The 21,248-nt window shown below is 40.6% G+C and carries 20 protein-coding genes; 15 read left to right on the top strand and 5 right to left on the bottom strand.

Annotated elements, in window-relative coordinates:
• Window positions 1-507: 507 nt before the first annotated feature.
• The 4 genes from NSS65_RS03980 to NSS65_RS03995 all read left to right on the top strand — a co-directional run bounded on the left by NSS65_RS03980 (window position 508) and on the right by NSS65_RS03995 (window position 8,823).
• A complete protein-coding gene (locus tag NSS65_RS03980) occupies window positions 508-6,660 on the top strand; it encodes a SpaA isopeptide-forming pilin-related protein (RefSeq protein WP_326135424.1) in 6,153 nt (2,050 codons plus the stop codon).
• A 21-nt stretch (window positions 6,661-6,681) separates the two neighbouring features.
• On the top strand, window positions 6,682-7,284 hold the full coding sequence (locus NSS65_RS03985; RefSeq protein ID WP_326135425.1) for a sortase: 603 nt from the start codon (window positions 6,682-6,684) through the stop codon (window positions 7,282-7,284).
• Entirely contained in the window at window positions 7,277-7,603 is a 327-nt protein-coding gene (locus NSS65_RS03990) for a hypothetical protein (RefSeq protein ID WP_326135426.1), read from the top strand. The genes NSS65_RS03985 and NSS65_RS03990 overlap by 8 nt, the downstream gene beginning before the upstream one ends.
• A gap of 407 nt (window positions 7,604-8,010) precedes the next feature.
• The gene (locus tag NSS65_RS03995) at window positions 8,011-8,823 is read left to right on the top strand and encodes a leucine-rich repeat domain-containing protein (RefSeq protein WP_326135427.1); all 813 of its coding nucleotides are present in this window, start codon (window positions 8,011-8,013) and stop codon (window positions 8,821-8,823) included.
• Between the two features lie 93 nt (window positions 8,824-8,916).
• Here NSS65_RS03995 and NSS65_RS04000 read toward each other — a convergent pair whose 3' ends face one another.
• From NSS65_RS04000 to NSS65_RS04010, 3 genes are all read right to left on the bottom strand, one after another.
• Complete coding sequence (locus tag NSS65_RS04000) at window positions 8,917-9,231, bottom strand: multidrug efflux SMR transporter (protein WP_041116238.1); 315 nt, start codon at window positions 9,229-9,231, stop codon at window positions 8,917-8,919.
• On the bottom strand, window positions 9,232-9,576 hold the full coding sequence (locus NSS65_RS04005) for an SMR family transporter (protein WP_034283735.1): 345 nt from the start codon (window positions 9,574-9,576) through the stop codon (window positions 9,232-9,234).
• A gap of 80 nt (window positions 9,577-9,656) precedes the next feature.
• On the bottom strand, window positions 9,657-10,235 hold the full coding sequence (locus tag NSS65_RS04010; protein ID WP_046314349.1) for a TetR family transcriptional regulator: 579 nt from the start codon (window positions 10,233-10,235) through the stop codon (window positions 9,657-9,659).
• A 176-nt stretch (window positions 10,236-10,411) separates the two neighbouring features.
• On the opposite strand from NSS65_RS04010, the gene NSS65_RS04015 reads away from it, so the two are divergent.
• The 4 genes from NSS65_RS04015 (at window position 10,412) to NSS65_RS04030 (ending at window position 13,398) form a co-directional block, all read left to right on the top strand.
• Window positions 10,412-10,957 carry a VanZ family protein gene (locus NSS65_RS04015; RefSeq protein ID WP_034283737.1) on the top strand — a complete coding sequence of 182 codons (546 nt, stop codon included), beginning with the start codon at window positions 10,412-10,414 and terminating at the stop codon, window positions 10,955-10,957.
• Complete coding sequence (locus tag NSS65_RS04020) at window positions 10,958-11,422, top strand: DUF6884 domain-containing protein (protein WP_326135428.1); 465 nt, start codon at window positions 10,958-10,960, stop codon at window positions 11,420-11,422.
• 152 nt (window positions 11,423-11,574) lie between these two features.
• The gene (locus NSS65_RS04025; RefSeq protein ID WP_025093483.1) at window positions 11,575-12,204 is read left to right on the top strand and encodes a rhamnogalacturonan acetylesterase; all 630 of its coding nucleotides are present in this window, start codon (window positions 11,575-11,577) and stop codon (window positions 12,202-12,204) included.
• A 153-nt stretch (window positions 12,205-12,357) separates the two neighbouring features.
• Window positions 12,358-13,398: an NAD(P)/FAD-dependent oxidoreductase gene (locus NSS65_RS04030; RefSeq protein WP_034283741.1), complete on the top strand. Its 1,041-nt coding sequence runs from the start codon at window positions 12,358-12,360 to the stop codon at window positions 13,396-13,398.
• 67 nt (window positions 13,399-13,465) lie between these two features.
• On the opposite strand, the gene NSS65_RS04035 is transcribed toward NSS65_RS04030, so the two are convergent.
• Window positions 13,466-13,792, bottom strand: coding sequence for a YnfA family protein (locus tag NSS65_RS04035; RefSeq protein WP_034283743.1), 327 nt, complete (start codon window positions 13,790-13,792; stop codon window positions 13,466-13,468).
• A 357-nt stretch (window positions 13,793-14,149) separates the two neighbouring features.
• Here NSS65_RS04035 and NSS65_RS04040 point away from each other — a divergent pair, with 357 nt between their 5' ends.
• The 6 genes from NSS65_RS04040 (at window position 14,150) to NSS65_RS04065 (ending at window position 17,997) form a co-directional block, all read left to right on the top strand.
• On the top strand, window positions 14,150-14,716 hold the full coding sequence (locus NSS65_RS04040; protein WP_061110585.1) for a sigma-70 family RNA polymerase sigma factor: 567 nt from the start codon (window positions 14,150-14,152) through the stop codon (window positions 14,714-14,716).
• Window positions 14,713-15,459 carry an anti-sigma factor gene (locus NSS65_RS04045; RefSeq protein ID WP_034283745.1) on the top strand — a complete coding sequence of 249 codons (747 nt, stop codon included), beginning with the start codon at window positions 14,713-14,715 and terminating at the stop codon, window positions 15,457-15,459. The genes NSS65_RS04040 and NSS65_RS04045 overlap by 4 nt, the downstream gene beginning before the upstream one ends.
• A gap of 100 nt (window positions 15,460-15,559) precedes the next feature.
• Entirely contained in the window at window positions 15,560-16,063 is a 504-nt protein-coding gene (locus tag NSS65_RS04050; RefSeq protein ID WP_034283746.1) for a hypothetical protein, read from the top strand.
• A 90-nt stretch (window positions 16,064-16,153) separates the two neighbouring features.
• Entirely contained in the window at window positions 16,154-17,179 is a 1,026-nt protein-coding gene (locus NSS65_RS04055) for a zinc-binding alcohol dehydrogenase family protein (protein WP_046314304.1), read from the top strand.
• On the top strand, window positions 17,176-17,703 hold the full coding sequence (locus NSS65_RS04060) for a YfiT family bacillithiol transferase (RefSeq protein WP_061110586.1): 528 nt from the start codon (window positions 17,176-17,178) through the stop codon (window positions 17,701-17,703). Before NSS65_RS04055 ends, NSS65_RS04060 begins: the two co-directional genes overlap by 4 nt.
• Before the next feature lie 12 nt (window positions 17,704-17,715).
• Entirely contained in the window at window positions 17,716-17,997 is a 282-nt protein-coding gene (locus NSS65_RS04065) for a hypothetical protein (protein WP_034283749.1), read from the top strand.
• A gap of 22 nt (window positions 17,998-18,019) precedes the next feature.
• Here NSS65_RS04065 and NSS65_RS04070 read toward each other — a convergent pair whose 3' ends face one another.
• A complete protein-coding gene (locus NSS65_RS04070; protein ID WP_024425228.1) occupies window positions 18,020-18,499 on the bottom strand; it encodes a MarR family transcriptional regulator in 480 nt (159 codons plus the stop codon).
• Window positions 18,500-18,667: 168 nt separating this feature from the next.
• Here NSS65_RS04070 and mprF point away from each other — a divergent pair, with 168 nt between their 5' ends.
• Window positions 18,668-21,238 carry a bifunctional lysylphosphatidylglycerol flippase/synthetase MprF gene (gene mprF, locus NSS65_RS04075; protein WP_034283750.1) on the top strand — a complete coding sequence of 857 codons (2,571 nt, stop codon included), beginning with the start codon at window positions 18,668-18,670 and terminating at the stop codon, window positions 21,236-21,238.
• Window positions 21,239-21,248: the final 10 nt, after the last annotated feature.

Raw genomic sequence — 21,248 nt, forward strand, 5'->3', positions numbered from 1 at the left:
AAGTAAGCCATGAATCCTATAAAAATGGATCATTTTAGATATTTAAGTTTATTTTTTTGCTGTTGAAACGGTAAATGTAAGAATAAAACGCAACAACTTTTTGATTACCATATGAAAGGGAGTAGAAAGGAATGCGATTTATATAATGCTGAACTCACTCACCTTACATACGATATGATACATGCTTGTTTCATATGAACGAACCATATGTGAATACATGCTTATATATGCATGTACACATCGTTTATTGTTCATTCCAGTATAAATATAAAAATTCACATTTAATCTTTTCACGATCCTCTCACTATTCCCCATTTCTATAGACCCCAATCCATTTACTCAATCCACTACTCATGATGACCTTTCAAGCTCATGATTGATCAACTCATTTTATTCATAGGGTCTTAAGGTGCAATTTTTAGAAAATATTGATCAGAAGCGGGGTGATTGATCTGACAGTATACTAATGATTTTTTTATCGTTGTTGAAAATTAATTTTAGAAAAGGGTGGATGTATTGAAAAGAATATTGTCGCTGGCACTCATTACAGTGCTAGTCATACAGTCTAGTATATTAGGAGTCTTGCCTTTAGCAGGGGCACAAGCAAAAGAAATTCAAGAAAACATTTATGGGGATATTGAATTTGCTGATAGCGAAGGTAATAAGTTATCAAGCATGGAAGATCAGCAAGTAAGAAAGGCCACTGTGCATTGGTCTATAAAAGGAATTGATCTAAAAAAACAATATCCGTATGTTCTCACTCTTCCTTCAGCCATCCAGGTAGAGAAGGAGCAGAAGGAACCCATTACTGTGGGTGACATAACTGTTGGCGAGTATACCGTTTCAAAAGAAAATGAAGTGACGGTGACATTTAAAGAAGATGTTGAGATCGATCCAAATTTAGAAGGATCAATTGACATCGATGTCACCAGTATAACTCAGCAAGAAGAGAAAACAAAGCAAAATAAGGGTGAAGAAAGCCTTCCAAAAGATGACTCAATCTCATCTGAGAAAGATAAAGCTTCTAACAATCAAGAAGCCGCTCAAACGAAACAAAACGATGAAGATGAATTACTAAAAAACAAAGTGAGCGTATCTAAGCGTGCAGGGCTGCAAAGTGTTTCAAAACAAATGCTGATACAAGAAAATCTCCTCACTGATGCGAAATTAATATTTGAAGATCAGGAAGGAAATTCAGTTGAAAAGCCTGATATCAACTCACTGATTTCCATTAACTATGAGTGGGCCATCCCGAACGGTCATAGCTATAATGGCGGGGATGAATTCCATTTCAAGGTTCCAGAGGAATTAGTGATTTATGAAAAAATCGATCGTCTTGAGATGAAATTTAATCAGGCAACCATTGGTTATTTTTCTGTAGATGAAAGCGGAAATGCCTCCATCGAGTTCACTGATTTTATTAAACAATATTCAAATATTCATGGAACACTTCAAGTGTGGACGCAATTAGATAAAAAAACTGTCATTACTGAAGAAAAAGAAGTGGTCATTACCCCGATTGAAGGAAAGGATAAAATATCCATCCCGATTAAATACATTCCAAATGGCCCGAATGTCTCTAAAAAGGGAGAACCAAATCGAACTTACAATGCTGAAACCATTCAATGGACAGTAGATTTTAATATGGATTTAGAAGATGTGAAACAAGCGAAACTGTTAGATCCGATTCAAGAAGGTCAGGCGTTGAAAAAAGATTCAATTAAGCTTTATCGTATTGATACAAAGCTAAATGGCGAAACATCGATTGGTCAGCTGCTTGACGAAAACCACTACACAATCGGCCAAACAGCAGATGGTCAAGATTTCACGATTGAATTTAAAGATGACGTTCATCTAGCTTACCGTTTAATGTATGAAACGGATATTACGAATCAGGATCAATCTGCATTTCGTAATAAAGCGTCCCTTGTTTCTGGTGATAAAGTGATCAGTTCAGCAGAAGGAACAGTGAATGTGACAAGAGGCAGTCCTTTAAATAAAAAAGCCGCTCACTACGATCCAGTCACACAAACAATTACATGGGAAATTCGATATAACTATAACGAAAAAAAGCTGGCTCAAAAGGACGCTTTGTTAGAAGACTACTTTAACGGCACACAGGCGCTGATTTCTGATTCATTTCAAGTCAAAGAAGTCACAATTGATCAAAATGGCAACGAAGCAGGGACTAAAGCGTTTGAAAATTATGTAGTTCAACCTCAAAAAAAGGATGAACAAAACGGGTTTACCTTGCAATTCAATCAAGATATTCAATCAGCTTATCTCATCACCTATCAAACGAAAGCAGCCGAGCGGATTTTTGAAGCTGAAGAGATTATCAATACGGTAACAGCTGGCAAAGAGAGCAAACAAGGGAAGCAAAGAATTGACCAGCAAATCCTAACGAAAAGTCATGGAACACCGAATTACAAGAACAAGACCATTCCATGGCGTATCACCTTCAACAAAGATCAACAAACGATGAACAATCTAATATTAAAAGATACGTTTACAAACGAAGGATTGACGCTGCAAAAAGATAGTTTAAAAGTAACGACAGGCAATTCAGTGCTTGAAGAAGGCACAGACTATCTAATCGTTGAACATGCAAATGGATTTGATATTCAATTTATGAAAGAAATAAACACAGAACATACCGTCACATATACAACGGCTTTTGATTATGAAAAAAGAGCAGATAAGGATCAAAAGAACCTGCGTAATCATGTAAAGCTTGAATGGGTAAATGAAGATGGCAAGGATTTGACGAAGGAAAATCAATCTGTCTTCACGCCTGACACATACACGCAGTCAAATGGATTCAAGAACGGAACTTATGATGCAAAGAAAAAAGAGATCACATGGAATATCGGTGTGAACTATAACTTGAAACATTTAGAAGAGGCGAAAATCGAGGATTTCATTCAAGGAAATCAGCGTTTGCTTAAAGATTCAATCACCGTTTACTCGCTTGATTTACAAGGCGGGGAAAATGGAGCAGAAGAAAAAGAGGTATTAGCGAAAGAACATTATGACATCAAATTCCTTGAAAATGAAAAGGGAGAAACAGGCTTCGAAGTCATTTTCAAAAAAGCCATTGATTCCCCATACAAAATCACGTATCAAACAAGTGTTGAAGGAATGGATTTAGTACAGAAAACCTACGATAATAAGGCGACCCTTTATGATGGACAGACAAAAGAATCAGACGTGAATGCTGTAGTGTCCATTCCAAATGGAGGGAAATACACGAGCAAATCAGGAAATCAACAAGGGAAAGTCATTGATTGGAAACTGAATATCAACTTTGGTCAATCAACCGTCCAAGATGCGACGATTATAGATCATCCAAGCAGTAACCAAGCCATAATAGAAAACTCATTTCATCTCTATTCGACGACAATAGATGAAAAGGGGCAAGTGGCAAAAGGAGAAGAGCTGGAAAAAGGGAAGGATTATGAGCTAGACCTTGAATTCGATCCAGATTCTTTTCAAATTAAATTTAAAGAAGAAATCACGAGACCATATATTTTAGAATACCAATCTCTCATTTTAGATAAAGTGGGAAGTACACTTCAAAACGAAGTAACGTTTAGAGGTGAAAATGTAAAAGAAATCAAAAAGGAATCCGAAGCCTCAATTGTGGTCAAACGCACAGCTGGTATGGGAGATGGCACAGGAGCGATTGGTGCTTTAACCATTAAAAAGGTAGATGCAAGTACTGGAAAAGCGCTAAAAGGAGCAAGCTTTTCTCTGACAGATGCTGCGAGTGGTATCGTCATTGGAACAAAGGCAACAGATGAAGAAGGAGCTCTTCGATTTGATCGTCTTCTGTATGGTGACTATATCGTGACAGAAGAGAAAGCACCTGATGGTTATATTAAGACGAAGGAACCGATCCATGTAACGATTGATCAGCCTTACGAATTAGGAGATCAAGCGAAAACAGGAAATAGCATGACGGTGCAGAACCAAGAAATACGCCAGCATGTCAAATTAATGAAAAAAGACAAAGAGACAGGTGCTGCATTAGAGAATGCAGAATTTGAACTGAAAAATGAATCTGGAGAGACCGTCCAAACCCATTTGAAAACGGACGAAAAAGGAGAAATTCTTTTCAAACATCTTGAGCCAGGTTCCTATTATTTTGTGGAGACAAACGCACCGAAAGGCTATCAATTAAATCAGCAAAAATGGCCGTTCACCATTAAAGAAAATCAAACAGAAACAACAACTGTAACCGCCGTAAATGACATCATCAAAGGCTCTGCAGAATTGAGCAAAATAGGTGAAGGCGGAGAGAGACTAGAAGGTGCACAGTTCAAGCTATTAGATCAAGACGGGCATGAGTTAAAAGGTTCGCTTGTCACAGGAGAAAATGGCAAGATCACGATAAACGAACTAAGACCGGGTACGTATCAGCTCATTGAAACAAAAGCACCAGATGGTTATGTGTTAGATGAAACACCAATCAAATTTGAAGTACCACTTGATCCAAAGGAACCAGTCGTCATTTCGCAAAAGAACCTATATGAAACAAGTGCATTAGAAGTGATGAAAGAAGGGGAAGATGGCGAGAAACTTCAAGGTGTTCGCTTTGAAGTCAGGGATCAAAATGACGAAGTTGTGCGTAAAGATTTGACAACAGATGAAGATGGGAAGCTTTTTGTCGATAACCTCAAACCGGGCAAATATCAGCTCGTGGAGACAGAGAGTGTTGATGGTTACCAAAAGAATAATAAACCATATCCTTTTACCATCGAAGTCGCACAAAAAACACCAGCAGAGATCAAAGTGATCAATGATCTCAAAACTGGAGATGTCCAGCTCACGAAGCTCGGTGAAAAGAATGAAGTGCTTGAAGGAGCAGAATTTAAGCTTGTAGATGCAAATGGAAAAGAGATAAAAACAGGTCTCGTCACTGATCAGAACGGGAAGATCATCGTCAACGATCTGAAACCTGGAACCTATCAGTTTGTTGAAACGAAGGCTCCATTCGGTCATGAGCTCGACGAAACACCTGTCACTTTTGCTATTCCATTTAATCCTGAGAAGCTGGTTAGTGTGACAAAAGAAAATAGCCGCACTACAGGCGGAGTGCTGCTGCACAAAAAAGGCGAAGATGGGAAATCATTAGAAGGGGTTGTCTTTGATCTATCTGATGATAAAGGAAAGATAGTGGCAGGAGGAGAAGGAATCACAACCAATCAGGATGGAAAGATCACCTTCACAGGGCTAAAACCTGGAACCTATCAATTTGTTGAAAGAAAGAGTCTTGAAGGCTATGAATTGAGTGCGAAACCACTTGTCTTTCAAGTTGAATTAGGTCAAAAAGAGTTGATTCAAGTGGAGGCAATCAATCAGCTTAAGAAAGGTTCTGTTGAACTCACAAAAATAGGGGAAGAAAAAGAAAGATTGAAAGGCGCAGAATTTACCCTTTTCAATGACGATGGTAAAGAATTGATGTCAGGTTTAACAACCAACGAGAAAGGCATCATCACTGTCAACGATTTGAAACCAGGCGCTTACCAATTGGTTGAAACGAAGGCTCCTTTTGGACATAAACTAGATGCAGAACCAGTAGACTTTAAGATTGATTTCAATCCAAAACAACTGGTGAAAGTGACAAAAGAAAATATTCGGACGACAAGTGCTGTGCAGCTTCAGAAAAAAGGAGAAGATGGTCAGTTACTCAATGGAGTGACCTTCGATCTGCTTGATGAGCACGATCAACGTATAAAGAAAGACTTAAAGACAGACAAAAATGGTCAACTAACAGTCGATCAACTGAAGCCAGGCACCTATCAATTTGTCGAAACAGCAAGCATTGCCGGCTATGAACTGGATCAGACTCCTGTCTCATTTAAGATTCGTTTAGGTCAAGACAAACCAGCAAAAGTAGAAATGATTAACAAGCTGACGCCGGGAGCAGTGGAACTGACCAAAGTGGATGATGAGGGACACACGCTGGAAAATGCAGAGTTTGCTCTTCTGAGTAAAGAAGGAAAAACGTTGAAGAAATCACTTGTAACGGACCAAAAAGGAAAGCTTCACATCAACGATTTAAAACCGGGACAATATCAATTCGTTGAAACGAAAGCACCTCTTGGCTATCAATTGGATGATAAGCCGATCCTGTTCACAATTGAGAAAAATCAGCAGAAGCCGCTTCAATTAACAGCGAAGAATCACTTGATCTTAGGAAGTCTGCGTATCATAAAGGTAGACCAGCAGACAGATAGAACCTTAAAAGGGGCATCCTTTGACATTCGTACAAAAGTCGGGAAAACCATAAAATCTGTGACAACAGGAAAAGACGGGGAAGCTATTGTCAAAGGGCTTAAACCTGGAGAGTATCTACTCACAGAGACGAAAGCACCGGATGGTTATGTAGCTTTAAAGAAACCGCTCGCTTTTACAATTCAAATGGGCGAAGTGGAGATCAAGACAATGATTGTGAAAAATGCACCAGTGAAGAATGAAGAGGACCACACGAATCCTCCAGCTTCAGATAAAGGGGATCAACATCCGCCTCATGACTCAAACGGTGAGCTGCCAAAGACTGGAGAAGAATGGCTGCGTTACTTGATGTATGCAGGGATATTACTAGTAGCTTCTGGAACTGTTCTTCTTGTTGTCAGAAGAAGAACCATTCAGTAAAAGGAAGGAACGAGTGTATTGATGAAAAAAAGAACCTTATTAGGCAGCTTTTTGGTGGTCACGGGGCTGATACTCACCTCCGTTCCTTTTCTATATGAGTGGCGAATTTCACAAGAGACAGCAGCAATGGAACAGGCATTAAAGATGATTGCAGAAAATGACGGTGATGCCCTTTCTTCTATTCCACATTTAACTGTGTCAGAAGAAGACCTGCGAGATGTGATGGAGCTAGAGATCCCGTCAATTGATTTAAACGAAAAAGTGCTTCCTGTTACATCAAAAGAAAATTTAGGTATAGCACTGACTCAAATTAAATCTCATCAAATGCCAGGTGAAGGGAATTTCACGATTGCAGGGCATAGAGGGTATAGAGGCGACCGTCTTTTCCGTCAGCTGCCAGAGGTACCTAAAGGAGAAAAAGTTGTCTTACATCATCAAGCGGAAACATACGAATATAAAATTGTCAGCTCTGCTACGATTGAACCGACGGATGTGGATGTACTAAAGGATCGTGGGAAAAATGAACTGACATTGATCACTTGTACACTTGATGGTCAGAAACGATTTGTCTTAAAAGGAATACGAATCAACGCTTCAAAGGGTGAGCAGCCATCGGATGTATAACACCAACATAATAAATGATGGATGCGATGGAAAAGCAGCGCTCACGACCGATATGTTACACCAATTGTTATCAGAGCATTATCCAACTTTAAAAAACGAACGTTGGGAAGTTGATGTAGATACAATTCGGTCTTCGCCTATTCTTCACCCTTTATTAAAAAGAAAGCTGCCAATTGGTATTGAAAAATTCACCTGTGTTTTGTTCACGCAGCAGACAGCAGCTTTTGGAGAGCCTTTGATTGTGTACTTTTTATTGGATGAGAAAGGCGAATCGATTTACGCAATGGATTTCTTGCTTGAGCAGCAAGATACCCATTAAACGAGAAATAAAAAAAGAGGCTTTGATGAACGGGTTCGATCTTAAGGTAGAAAAATAAAATCAGTCATATCATGAGGACTCTAATTCGGATAAGAATTAGAGTTCTTTTATTTATATATAGGCATTTTACTAACTTTATTATCTACTAAAATTAGCATATCAATTGGTAGAAGTCCGCTGCCTAGCAGATAGTCTCCAACGTTTAGATGATAAAGATTTTATAAAATGGATTGAAAACAGAGGTCATAATCACGATTGACGACCAAAGAAGATCATCTAGTTTTTATCCCTTCCCCTGTTTCTTCAGAAGAAATATCAGAAAGTGCTAAAGATAATAATGTGTTGACTCCAAAATACTGATAAAATTTATTTAGATATTCCCTAATTATAGGTGTGGAGGTAGAAGAATGCTAAAAGAAGACCCCCAATATATTTTTCATCATGATAAACCACCAGAAGTTGCTCATGATTTAGCCGATGTAGATGAAAATTCCACTGAGTTGTTAATCACAGGAAAAACAAAAAATATTGAAAGGTTGAAATCTTTTTCTAATCTGACGAAATTGTGGATTTACAAAGTGAACCAAAAGGAATTCAATACGATCTTGAGCTTAGTTAATCCCAAAATGCTCTATATGCGTGAACTGAGAGTAGAAGATTTATCAATCATCAGTTCTCTTAAAGATGTTGAGGTATTGGCACTTGAATGGAATACAAAGGCACAAAGTTTATGGGATTTATCAAAAAACACTTTTTTAAAAACTTTATCCATAACAGATTTTTCAAAGTTGAATGACATAGCCCCTTTGCAGAAAAAAACTGATTTAGAATGGTTAGAATTGTCAGGCGGTCTTTTTAATTCATTAAACTTAAATACTCTTCAACCTTTAAGATACCTCAAGAGTTTAACATATCTGTGTTTATCAAATATAAAAGTGAAGGACGAGTCTTTAGAGCCGATATCGGAATTAGTGGGACTCAAGGAACTTGAAATTTCGAACCAATTCCCGACAGAAGATTATGCCAGGTTATCCGTAACCCTCCCAAATACGAAGTGTGATCGTTTTGCGCCATACATCTTTTTATCAAGTCTTATTGTAGATAAAAATGTGATGGTGATTGGAAAGCGAAAACCGAAATTAAATTCAAAAGTTGATGGGGCAAAGCTGCAAAAATACGAAGAACAATTTAAAGCGTACCAAGAAAAGTATATAAATTAACTTAAAAAGCAATGGAACATCAATTCCATTGCTTTTTCTATTGCTACTGTAATGGCTAATACCATCATAAATTTTTTCTTTCTTGTGATTCAATTACGCAAACAGCTTGAGCCCAACCACACCAATTACAATCAGCAGCAAACTCAGTATACGAACCATGTTTTTCGGCTCTTTAAATAGAATCATATTAAACAAGACAGAGCCCGCTGTTCCAAGTCCAATCCAGACCGTATAGGCAACGGATACTTGAACGGAAGAAAACGAGGCGTACAAAAACAAAAAGGATAAGGCAAACCCGCCGACAAATAAAATGCCTGTCGTGAATTGCTTTTTCTTACTAAACATATTGAGGCCAATGGTTCCGCCGATTTCGCAGGCAGAGGCTAACAGTACAAAAAACCAGCCCATTTATACCGCTTCTCCTTTCTGCTCATGTGCATCTCCATCAGACACTTTCAGTCCAATAATTCCGAGAATTAAAATACCCATAAATAAGAGCTTTTCTAATGAAAACGAACCGCCGAACAGCGCATAATCCATCAATGACGTACCAATCGTTCCAACTCCGGCAAACACGGCGTACACAGTCCCTGTCGGCAGCTTCTCGCAGGCCTTCATTAAAAAATAAAAATCAACCGGGATCAGGCAGATAATGACCGCCCATTCCCACACAGCATCAGCTCTATTTAAACCAAACACCCAAAGTAATTCGAATAAACAAGTGAGTGCAACATACATCCAGCTTTTTTTCATCGTATTTCCTCCTAAAACTTAAAAATGACGATTCGTCATTTCGAAACCAAAAAAGAGCGTACAGCAAGTGCTGTACTAAGTTAAGGTGTCTCTAAGCCAAGTGCGTAAAGAAGAAATTGCTTCACCTCTCGCTTTTGAATCAGAACCTCTTCTGTGTCTGTTTCCGTAAATAAGTACATTTGCTCTGCAGAAGATTCAAGTAAACCGATAATGAATTTGGCTGCATATTGACAGTTCAAATTCGCACGGACCCTTTTGTCCTGCTTTGCTTTTTCTAAAAAAGCAGCGACCCATTTGTAAATTGGCTCATAAATATCTTCCCATTCCTTTAAATGCTCGGTGGCGGCTAAGCCTGAGTAGGTCAGGGCAAGGACATCACGGTATTGCCTTGTAAAAGCGAAAATGAATTCAACAAGCGCATCTGCTTGATCGAGGACATCTGCATGCTGAGTTAATTCCTTTTCGATCGCAGGCACCATCTGTGCGATCAAATGTTCAGCGATAGCAGGCATGACGGAAAGCTTTGAAGGAAAATATAAATAAAACGTTCCTTGCGCTACTCCTGCTGCTTTCACAATATCCGAAATGGTCGTCTTTTCGATTCCTTTTTCTTTAAACGCATCAATCGCAGCAAGCATAATCTTTTCTCGTTTCGACATATCATCACCGGCCTTAACTGACTGAATGTCATTCAGTTTAGCGGGAAAATGACGATTTGTCAATATGGTTTTCTCTTCATTGAATGTGAGAATAAGTGATGAATAGATGCGGGCAAGCCTGAATAAGCTGTAAATATGGTCAAGCATCATCATGTGAGAAAGGGGCAGCTTTCTGTATGACATCCAGTGCTATGTTTTCCATTGCTTATTTTCTCCTGCTCGTCCCGCTCTATTTACATATGAGATACAGACAGGCAAAAAAGCACAATCGTTTTATTTATTTGCGGACAGAATTGGTTCTTGCCAGTCTGTTTATTTATACGAATGTTTTATTATATTTGACGGTCTTTCCAAATCGTTTTTCCGCCCCAAGAGATCAGGTGAGTGTTAATCTCTTGCCTTTGCAGTCCATTTATCAAAATCTTCACGCCTACCATCACGGCTATCCAAATCTTGTCTTTTTAAATTTAGCAGGCAACATATTGTTATTTGTACCACTCGGTTTTTTTCTATATCAAGCCTTTCGAACCATGCGCTGGCAAAAGGCGGTTCTTGGTGGCTTTCTCCTGTCAACCATGATCGAATTGCTCCAATGGATGTTCTCACAATCTGGTATCATTACAAGAAGCAGCGATATTGATGATATTCTTTTAAATACACTTGGCACAGCGCTAGGCTGTATCGTGTATCAGATCTATCGAAAAAGGAAGGAGAAAACCTAAGTGAAGCGAGTTTGTATCATTCCATGTGGCGCGAAGAAAATTTGGGACGTCGATCCAGAAGCAGGGAGCCAGCCGGCGAATCTCGTTTATTTAAGTCCGCTGCGTCAGCGTACGAAAAGCTATGCCCAAACTTTTTTTTCAGACTGGATGATCTTATCAGCGAAGCACGGGTTCTTAAAGGCAGATGATATCATACATGAAAATTATGATGTTGCTTTTGGTACACCGCATGCTAAGCAGATCACACGAGAAGAACTGAGCCAGCAATTTCATCAAAAAAATCTTTTCGCATATGATGAACTGGTGGTACTAGGTGGAAAGAAATATCGAAAAGTGATCGACCCTTTATTACAGCCTCATCAAAAAGCAAATTATCCGCTGGCTCCATATAAAGGAATTGGCTACATGCTTCAGGCGTTACATCAAGCAGTGGAATCAAAAATAGAACTTCCGCCGCATATTTAACACATTCACATCTACCGGTAAGCAGGGTTTTGATCTTTAAAAAGAGAATAATTGAAATAGCGATGCTGATTGTTTCATATCTTTTCAGCAGCCAATAGGATGCCCGTATCGCTCGGGTGAAGTGGCTCAATGAAAAAGGGAGGCGTATGAACATGACAACCATCTATTTAGCTGGTGATTCGACCGTTTCATCATATCCAGATCGTCCTGTTCAAGGAGGATGGGGAGAGTTTTTACACCGCTATACAGCGCAAGGGGTGAACGTCGAGAACCGTGCCATTGGGGGAAGAAGCTCAAAAACATTCATTGAAGAGGGACGCCTTGATGACATATTGGCTGACATTCAGCCAGGAGACTGGCTTTTCACACAAATGGGGCACAATGATGCTTCCAAGGAAAAGCCTGAGCGGCATACAGATCCTTTCACGACGTATAAAAGCTACCTGTCTCAATATATTCATGGAGCAAGAGCAAAGGGGGCAACACCACTTTTACTCACGCCAGTCGGCCGTTTTCATGAAAAAGACGGAGAATTTATCAATGATTTTCCTGATTATTGTGCCGCTATGAAAGAATTAGCTGATGAAGAAGAAGTCCTTCTCGTTGATTTAAATACGGCAAGCCTTCAGTTTTATCAAATTTCTGGTATAGAGAAAACGACCTCTTACTTTATGCTGTCAACAGGCATAGAGGATCGCACGCACTTTACAAAAGAAGGCGCAGATGCGATTGCAAGACTTGTTTCTCTTGAATTAAAAGACCTTGGTTTAACCATTGTGTGATGGATGACAGGACGAGTGAGCGCTCGTCCTGTTCTTTTTTTGTAGAAAGCTATTGATTCCCTTCACTAGAGTAGACTACAATAGGTACATATGATAATGAGAATCAATATCACTGAAAAATAGATCATTCGATGGAAAACTGGAGGGACTCAAATGACAGATCAGCTTGAATTGTTTGACGTTACCATTATTGGCGGCGGTCCAGCAGGCATGTACACCGCCTTTTATAGTGGTATGCGGGACTTAAAGACGAAAGTACTTGAGTACAACGAAAGCCTTGGCGGGAAAATCCTTCTTTATCCTGAAAAGGTCATTTGGGATGTCGGCGGTTTGCCGCCAACAAGAGGAGAACAGCTGATACAGCAGCTGGAAACACAGGCGAAAACATTTGAACCAGAGATTGCACTGAATCAAAAAATCACGTCATTCGAGCGAGATGAACATAATCATATCCTGCTGACGGCTGAAAATGGTGATCGTCATTTGACAAAGACCCTCATATTAGCGATGGGTCACGGCATTCCAGTTCAGCGGAAACTTGAAATCGAGGATGCAGACCGCTATGAAGTGACAAACCTTTATTACACTGTCCAGGAGCTCAAGACATTTGCAGGGAAGCGGGTTGTGATTTCTGGAGGCGGCGACTCAGCGGTTGACTGGGCCAATGCTCTTGCACCGATTGCTGAAAGTGTCACCGTCGTGCATCGCCGAGACATGTTTGGCGGACATGAGAAAAACGTCGCCAACATGAAGGCAACTTGCAAACGAATTTTAACCCCGCATGAACTAACAGAGCTGCATGGTCAAGGCGACAAAATTGCTGCGGTCACCATTCAAAACATAGAGACAGGTGAAAAAGAACGAATCGAAACAGATGCTGTGATCGTCAATCACGGGATGAAAGGCGATTTAAGCGTGCTATCAGAATGGGGCCTCAAGCAAGGTGAATGGGGACTGATCGAGGTTAATGAAAAAATGGAAACCAATTTACCGGGCGTCTATGCGGTAGGCGACTTGTGTACACATAAAAGCAAGGTCCGCTTAATTGCCGGCACGTTTGTTGATGGAGTCAATGCACTGAATAGCGCAAAGCTGTACATCGAACCAGAAGCTGAAAAAGTGGCGTACGTTTCCTCTCATAACGAACGCTTTAAAGAGAAAAACAAAGAATTACAAACGGCTGGAGCTCGTTAAATCATTCAAATAACATAGCAAAAGTGCTGCCCGCATCGCATGTGGCAGCACTTTTTATATGGGTCCATTAACTGCGAGGCGCAAATAACATCACACTGACTCCAGCCAAACAAATCAAAGCACCCATCCAGTCATATAGATCAGGTGTTTTTCGATCGACCCACCAGCCCCAGAATACAGCAAGAATGACAAAAACACCGCCATAGGCAGCATAAACCCGTCCGAAAGTCGGGAACTGCTGGAAGGTCGGAATGATGCCATATGCAACCAAGATGAGGCTGCCGGCGATTCCGAAGCTGACAGGCTTTGCTTCACGCAGCCAAAGCCATACCAAATAGCCGCCGCCAATTTCTGCTAAACCTGCTAATAAAAAAAGAACAATCGTCACCATCATATACGGACACTCCAATTTCTCCAATTTACACCCTATTATGACATGAGGAAAGAATGCGTTCTACCTCAATTGAATTGAGAGGGAGACGAGAGTTTGCTAAAATCAGCTGATCAGAGAGTGGTCACACATGGATTCTTGACTTTTGTACCACGAGTGATCCAAATGGTCTGTTATGTCGTAAAGTAAGTACATTCTCATGAGGAGCACACTTCCCTTTTTCAGCGCTCTTTTTTTCTCCTTGAAAAAAGAGTAAAGTACAAGGTAGGCTTATTTCAGTAAATCGAGTGATAAGCAATACGTGAAGGATTTCATGATGAATACGCATGCTCTTTCTCATGAAAAAGGAAGGAGATGACCATGGACACATTGCAAGATTTTGAGCTGTATCAAAAGATCAAATATGATCGTCACAAGCCCTCGCTTGAAGTGCTGTACGATCGCTATGAACGTGTGTTATATTCGTTTATTTATAAAATGACTGGCAACCGTGAGCTCGCGGAGGAAGTGCTTCAAGAGGTCTTCATCAAGCTCTGGCGCGGCATAGGAGAATATCATACGGATAAAGGGAAATTCTCCTCGTGGTTATTTATGATGTCACGCAACACGGCCATTGATCTCATAAGAAAGAACCGGAATGAAACGGCTTTGGAAGATGAGCATATTGAATATTTAGCTGATCATCAAGAAGATATATCAAAAGAAGTAGAATGGAACGAGGAAAAACAAATCATACGTGAAGCAGTATCTACATTGTCAAAAGAACAGCAAACCATCATAGAAGATGTCTATTTTAAAGGAATGACACAAAAGAGCATCGCAGACAAGCTGGGCATCCCTATTGGTACGGTAAAAGGAAGGGTTCGATTGTCATTGAAGCATTTGCGATCGAAACTGTCTCGCGGAGGAAAGGAGGAAGAGGCATGACTCAGTGTAAACATCAAGTGATTGATTATTTCAACGGGCATTTACAAGGAGAAGAAAAAACGCAATTTGAAGAGCACATCAAGCACTGCTCAGCTTGCAAAGAAGAGCTTGAAGAATTAACATCGCTCATGTCTGACATTCCATTTCTAGCAGGTGACCAAACACCTCCGGCAGGGATGAAAGACCGTATTTTATCCCAGGTGTTTGAAGAAGAGACAGTCGAAGAAAAGAACAGCCATAAAAAAGAGCTCAAGGCTGCACCTGAGCCAAACGAAATCAAACCGCTGCAAAAGAAACGAAACCAGTGGCTCTTACCGCTCGTTGCGGCACTGCTTCTCATATCAGCAGCTGGAAATGTGTATTTCTTATCGAATGGAAAAGAACAGGCGGAAGAACCTGTCAGGGTTGTTGCCACAAAATCATTGGCATCGGCCGCATCACCAAAAACGACAGGTGCTTTTTCAGTAATAGAGCATAACGGTAAAAAAGAACTTGTGGTGAGTGCAGACGGCTTAAAGGGTCAGCTTGATTCATCTGCTGTTTATCAAGTGTGGCTTATTAAAGGAGATCAGCCGGTTCCAGCCGGTGCCTTTAAAACAGATAACAAGGGGGAAGGAACCGTCACCTATGCGTTATCTGAAAAAGAAGCAGGCGAATCATGGGATACCGTGGCTGTTACACTTGAACCGAAAAAGGATAACAAGCTCCCGCAAGGCCCTGTCGTACTAAGCGCTGCTTTTTAAGTTTGATTCATGAAAAGGATGCCTTCTTGGGGCATCCTTTTTTGATAGCGAAGGGGAACATTTTGGCAATTGAAACGTAGTACATACGGAGGTGAAACACATGAAAACATCTATAGAAAAAGACCTATTTCTCTTATCAGTCAGACACGCATTGATTGCCATTTATTTTCTTGTGATCCCATTTGCAGTCCCCATTTTTTATCACCCATCTCCTTTATCGATAGCGCTTATTGCACTATTTATAACTCATAACTTAGCAGAAAGTATCATTTGGTTCTACAAATCGAGAAAAATTAGAAAGCACCAGTCTGGTGATTTATTAAAACGCGGGCAGCTTCTTAGCCAGCTCGTGCAAAGAGTTGAACAGCTCATCATCCTCGGTTTTGTGATTCTTTTGATCAATGAATGGATACAAGGAAGGGCGGATCTATCTACACTCTCATTCACTCTTTTTCTATTGACCGTTGTTTTTCTCCAGCACGTCCAGTTTTATTACGTTCAGCTATTTTTTAAAACGAGCAGCTGGTTCACTTATGTTCCTTCTTTGCAAAAGGCACGTCCTTCATACATGGCGAGGGAGCGAAACGCCCTGAAAAGGTCATAAATGTGCCGTCATTCGTTTGATCCAGCCATAAACATCAGAAAATTATGATAAAATGTGGAAAGAAAGAATGGAGAAGGGGAGTGCGAACGAGTGAAAGCAGTTGGACTATTGGAGTATTTGCCGATTGAGCATGAGCAAAGCCTGATGGATCAGGAGGTCGAAAAGCCTAAAGCGTCTGGCAGAGATGTACTGGTGAAGGTAGAAGCTGTGTCCGTGAATCCAGTTGATACAAAGGTGAGATCACCGAAGGATCAGAAGGAAGAAAAACTGAAAATACTAGGCTATGATGCAAGCGGTACGGTTGTTGAAGTGGGTGAATCGTGTACATTGTTTCAGCCAGGTGATCACGTATACTATGCGGGAGATATTACGCGTCAAGGCTCGAATAGTGAATACCAGCTTGTGGATGAACGTATTGTGGCGAAAAAGCCTGCCAATCTATCCTTTGCAGAAGCAGCCGCAATGCCCCTTACAACAATTACGGCTTATGAGGCTTTATTTGACCGGATGCATATGAAGCGGAATGCTGAAGGCTCAACCTTGCTGATCATTGGTGGTGCAGGCGGTGTTGGTTCTATCGCCATTCAACTAGCTAAATTAACGAAGGCAACTGTGATCGCTACCGCATCAAGACCAGAAACAAAAGAGTGGTGTCTGTCCTTAGGTGCCGATCATATCATTGATCATCATCAGCCGCTTTTAGCGCAGCTAGAGGAAAAAGGAATCGGCGAAGTGGATTTTATTTTATGCTTAAATGATACAGATGGACATTTCAAAGGCATGGCAGAAGCCATCAAACCGCAAGGAACGATCTGTACCATTGTCGAAAACCAGCACAACCTAGACATTCAATTACTCAAAAATAAAAGTGCGGCATTTGTATGGGAATTCATGTTCACACGCCCTATGTTTGAAACAGCGGACATGATCAAACAGCATGAGCTTTTGACAGAGGCGGGTGAGTTATTTGAGCAGGGAAAAATAACGCATACTTTAACAAAGGTTCTCAGTCCGATCAATGCTGCTAACTTGAAGCAGGCACATCAAACACTTGAGCATGGAAAGATGATTGGCAAATTTGTACTTGAAGGATTTGAGAAAGGGGAGAACGTATGACGTCATTACAATATCCGATTGGCTTATATGAACCGGTTGAAACAAAAACGAAAGCACAGCTTGAAGCATGGATTGATCAGCTGGCTGCAATCCCCGAAGAGTATGAAGCGGTGACTGCACCGCTTACAGATGCGCAGCTTGATACACCTTATCGGCCGGGAGGATGGACTGTTCGTCAGCTCATTCACCACGTAGCAGACAGCCATCTGAATGCATACTTACGATTCAAACTTGCTTTGACAGAAGATACACCGGACATACGTCCATATGATCAGGAGGGATTTGCCTCACTTCCTGACAGCAAGGCGCCCATTAGTTTATCCCTGCCTTTGATCAGCAGTCTGCATCGCAGGTGGGTCACTTTACTGCGGGGAATGTCAGAGGATGACTTCAACGCTTCTTATTATCACCCTGCCGATCAACAAACGGTGTCCTTATATAATGCAGCAGGAATGTACGTTTGGCATTCAAAACATCACCTTGCCCATATCACGGAATTAATCAAAAGAAATCAGTGGAATTAAAGGAGTAAACGCATGTCTGGTAGAAGAATTGTCGGCGCCATGTTTATCTGTATGGCGGGATTGTTTTATATAGCGAAATATGTTCTTTTTGAGATACGTTATAGTAACAGCTTAGGCTCAGAAAGAACGATTGAGGAACTTGAACAGCTGCTTCCTGGCGGTACGTGGATCAGCATCTTTTTTCTCATCATTGGCTTAGCCTATCTTTTATGGGATGACAGGGAAGTTCTTCAAAAAAATTTCGTCCTCTCAGATAAACAAGTAGAAGAAATAAAAAAGACGGACCTCAAGTGACCGTCTTTTTTCCTTTTCATATTTAGCCGCGTTCAGGACGCAGTGCTTTTTCTAAGATAGCAAGGCCTTCATTGACTTTTTCTTTTTCCTCGTCATTGAGCCGCTGCAGGGAATTTTTGATTTTTTCGTGTCCTTTTTGATAAATACTTCTGAAAATATTTTTCGCTTCCTCTGTCAGCTCTACGACAATGATTCTCCGGTCACGCTCAGAGTGCTTTCGCACGACAAAGTTAGATTGTTCTAACCTGTCAAGCAGGCCTGTCATATTGGACAAAGAAGCGCCCATTTTTTCAGCGATTTCGGATACTTTGAGAGAGCCATGGTTATTGAGCAGCATGAGCACCTTCATTTGAGGCATACTCATATCAAGCTTCATCCATTCAGAAACATCTCCAAGACCTGCAGCTGTGAGCACTTTCATATAAAGAACCCATGTCTTTTTTTCTTCTGGAGATAGAATCTCTTCTTTTAATACGGTGGTGTCATGAATATTATATTCCACGCTTGTTCACTTCCTTTAAGCGGCTCTTTTTCTTTATATTACTGATTTTTACTTCTAATTGAAAGGTTCGTCAAGCTTTTAAATGTTAAACTGCATGAATCAAGTGGTATTTGTTGTATAATAATGTTCAGTTGAAATAATGAAGCAACCTAGAAAGTTGGGAAAAACATGTGGAACAAAAAAACGGGTATGACGATCTTAAAAATGCTTTTTCCGATCGTCATTATCCTTGTCTTAATTTTTGTCGCGAAGCAGGAGCTGAGCGGACTTTCCATTAAAAAGACGTTTTATATTATTGACAGCTTGAACCGAATGGACTTGTTTATTCTTGTCTTTCTTGGACTTGTCGCGGTTTTATCGATGTCCTTATATGATTTTATTTTACGAAAAAGCCTGAATATGCCGATCAGCGGCTGGAAAACGATACGCATTTCATGGATTGCAAACTCCTTTAACAGTGTTCTTGGATTTGGCGGTCTATCAGGAGCAGGGCTTAGAACGCTTCTCTATAAGGAGTACATAACAGATACGAAAAAATTGCTGAAAGGCATTGCCCTTTTGACTTCCTCTGTCCTTTTGGGCTTATCTATTTTCAGTGATTTGATCTTGGTCAGGGTGCTTCCAGTTGAAAGTATTATCAGCCAGGAGCCGTGGCTATGGGCATTTGTCATTATCTTTGCCTGTATTGTACCGATATATATCGTCATGGCATCCATTCGAAAAAGCTCGATTGAGAGCGGTGAAAATGGACTGAAGCATCCAATTTACGCTTATATCGGAGCATCGTTTTTAGAATGGCTGGCAGCTGGACTTGTCATGTACATGGCTGTCGTCTCTATGGGGATGAATGTCGATGTCCGAATTGTCTTAGGTGTATTTGCGATTGCGTCAATCGGCGGTTTAATCAGTATGGTTCCGGGCGGCTTTGGTTCGTTTGACCTTATCTTTTTACTGAGCATGCAATACATTGGTTTTGATAAAGAGATGGTGCTGACGGCGCTCGTCTTGTACCGTTTCGTGTACTCGATTTTCCCGTTTATTTTAGGGCTTTGTCTAGCTGCTTACGATTTAACGGGAACGACGCTTAGACGTCTTGAAGGCAATCCGAAAATGGCACCTGCCATTGAAACAACGAACGTTTTAATTGTTTTGCACCGTGCTTTATTAATCCGTTTATTGTACGGATCTTTATCGATTTTAACCTTTGGAAGCGGCTTGCTTATCATGGCATCTGTTGTGCTTCCAGTTGATCGATTAGGTGTGATTACCAGCATTCCGCGCTTTCTGTTATCAGGATTTAATGGTCTTTCTTTAATGTTCGGAATCATTCTGATGATTTTGTCCATTGAAGTGTATAAAAGAACGAAAAGATCGTACGTGCTGACAATGATCTCCTTAGCAGGCGGTTTTGTGTTTACTTTGTTAAAGGGGTTTAACCTCAGTCTGATCTTTATTTTGCCAGTCATCATGGCTGTGTTTTTCTCTCTTCGAAATCAATTTGTGAAGCAGCAGGCACCTTACTCCTTAAATCAGTTTGTGACGGCTGCCGCTGGTTATTTATTCGTGCTCTTTAACTATAATGTGATTGGCAACTTTATTTGGACAAAAATCGGGCATTTCTTGAGTAAGGATTACTTGGTGCATAATGAACGGCATATCACGATGACAAGCATGATCGCTCTCATCGGTGTACCGCTTTTCTTCTTCATTAGTAAATTGATTTTTAATAAGAAAGCCTTTCCGATTGGAGAAAAAGCAGATGATGAAAAATTAAAAACGTTTTTAGAAGAAAAGGGCGGAAATGCCCTCAGTCATCTTGGCTTTTTAGGCGACAAAAAACTATTTTTCTCAAGTGATGGAGAAGCGATGCTTCAGTTTGGGCGAATTGGCCGCTGCGTCATTGTGCTCGGAGATCCATCTGGACGTGAGGCTTCTTATCCGCTTGTACTTGAAGAGTTTTTACAGGAGACAGAAAAAGCCGGCTACCGCGTCGCTTTTTATCAAGTAGAACGAGAAGGGATGGCTCTTTATCATGACTTAGGCTTTCACTTCTTTAAGCTTGGGGAAGAAGCCATGGTCGATTTAGAAACGTTTACTCTGTCAGGTAAGAAAAAATCAAATTTACGAGCTGTGGCGAATAAATTTGAACGAGAAGGCTACACCTTTGAAATGCTGGAACCTCCCTTTTCAAATGAGTTGATCTCCACCTTAAAACAGATCTCTGACAGCTGGCTCGGAAAGAAAAAAGAAAAAGGATTTTCGCTCGGTTATTTTCAAGAAGACTATCTTCAAAAAGCACCGATTGCGATTCTAAAGGATGAGCAAGGGCAGATCATTTCCTTTGTATCATTGATGCCGATGTATCAAGAAGGGGAGATTTCCATCGATTTAATGCGTCATATGCATGATGCACCGAACGGGATGATGGATGCGCTGTTTATCCACCTGTTTCAATGGGCGAAAGAAAGAGGCTACAAATCGTTTAACATGGGAATGGCACCTTTATCGAATGTGGGGACGTTCCATCAGTCCTTTCTCACGGAGCGTTTGGCGAGTGTTATTTTCAACAATGTCAGATACATGTACAGCTTCAGCGGTTTACGGTCATTTAAACAGAAATATAAGCCTGAATGGCGCGGGAAATATTTAGCGTATAAAAAGAATACGTCACTGCCTGTCACAATGGTGCTAGTCACCAAGCTGATCGGGATGGACCCAAATCGAAAGCGGCGTCCATAAACCAAAAGAC

It is taken from the genome of Bacillus sp. FSL K6-1006, assembly GCF_038593175.1.
GTDB classification, from domain to species: Bacteria; Bacillota; Bacilli; order Bacillales; family Bacillaceae; genus Bacillus; species Bacillus safensis.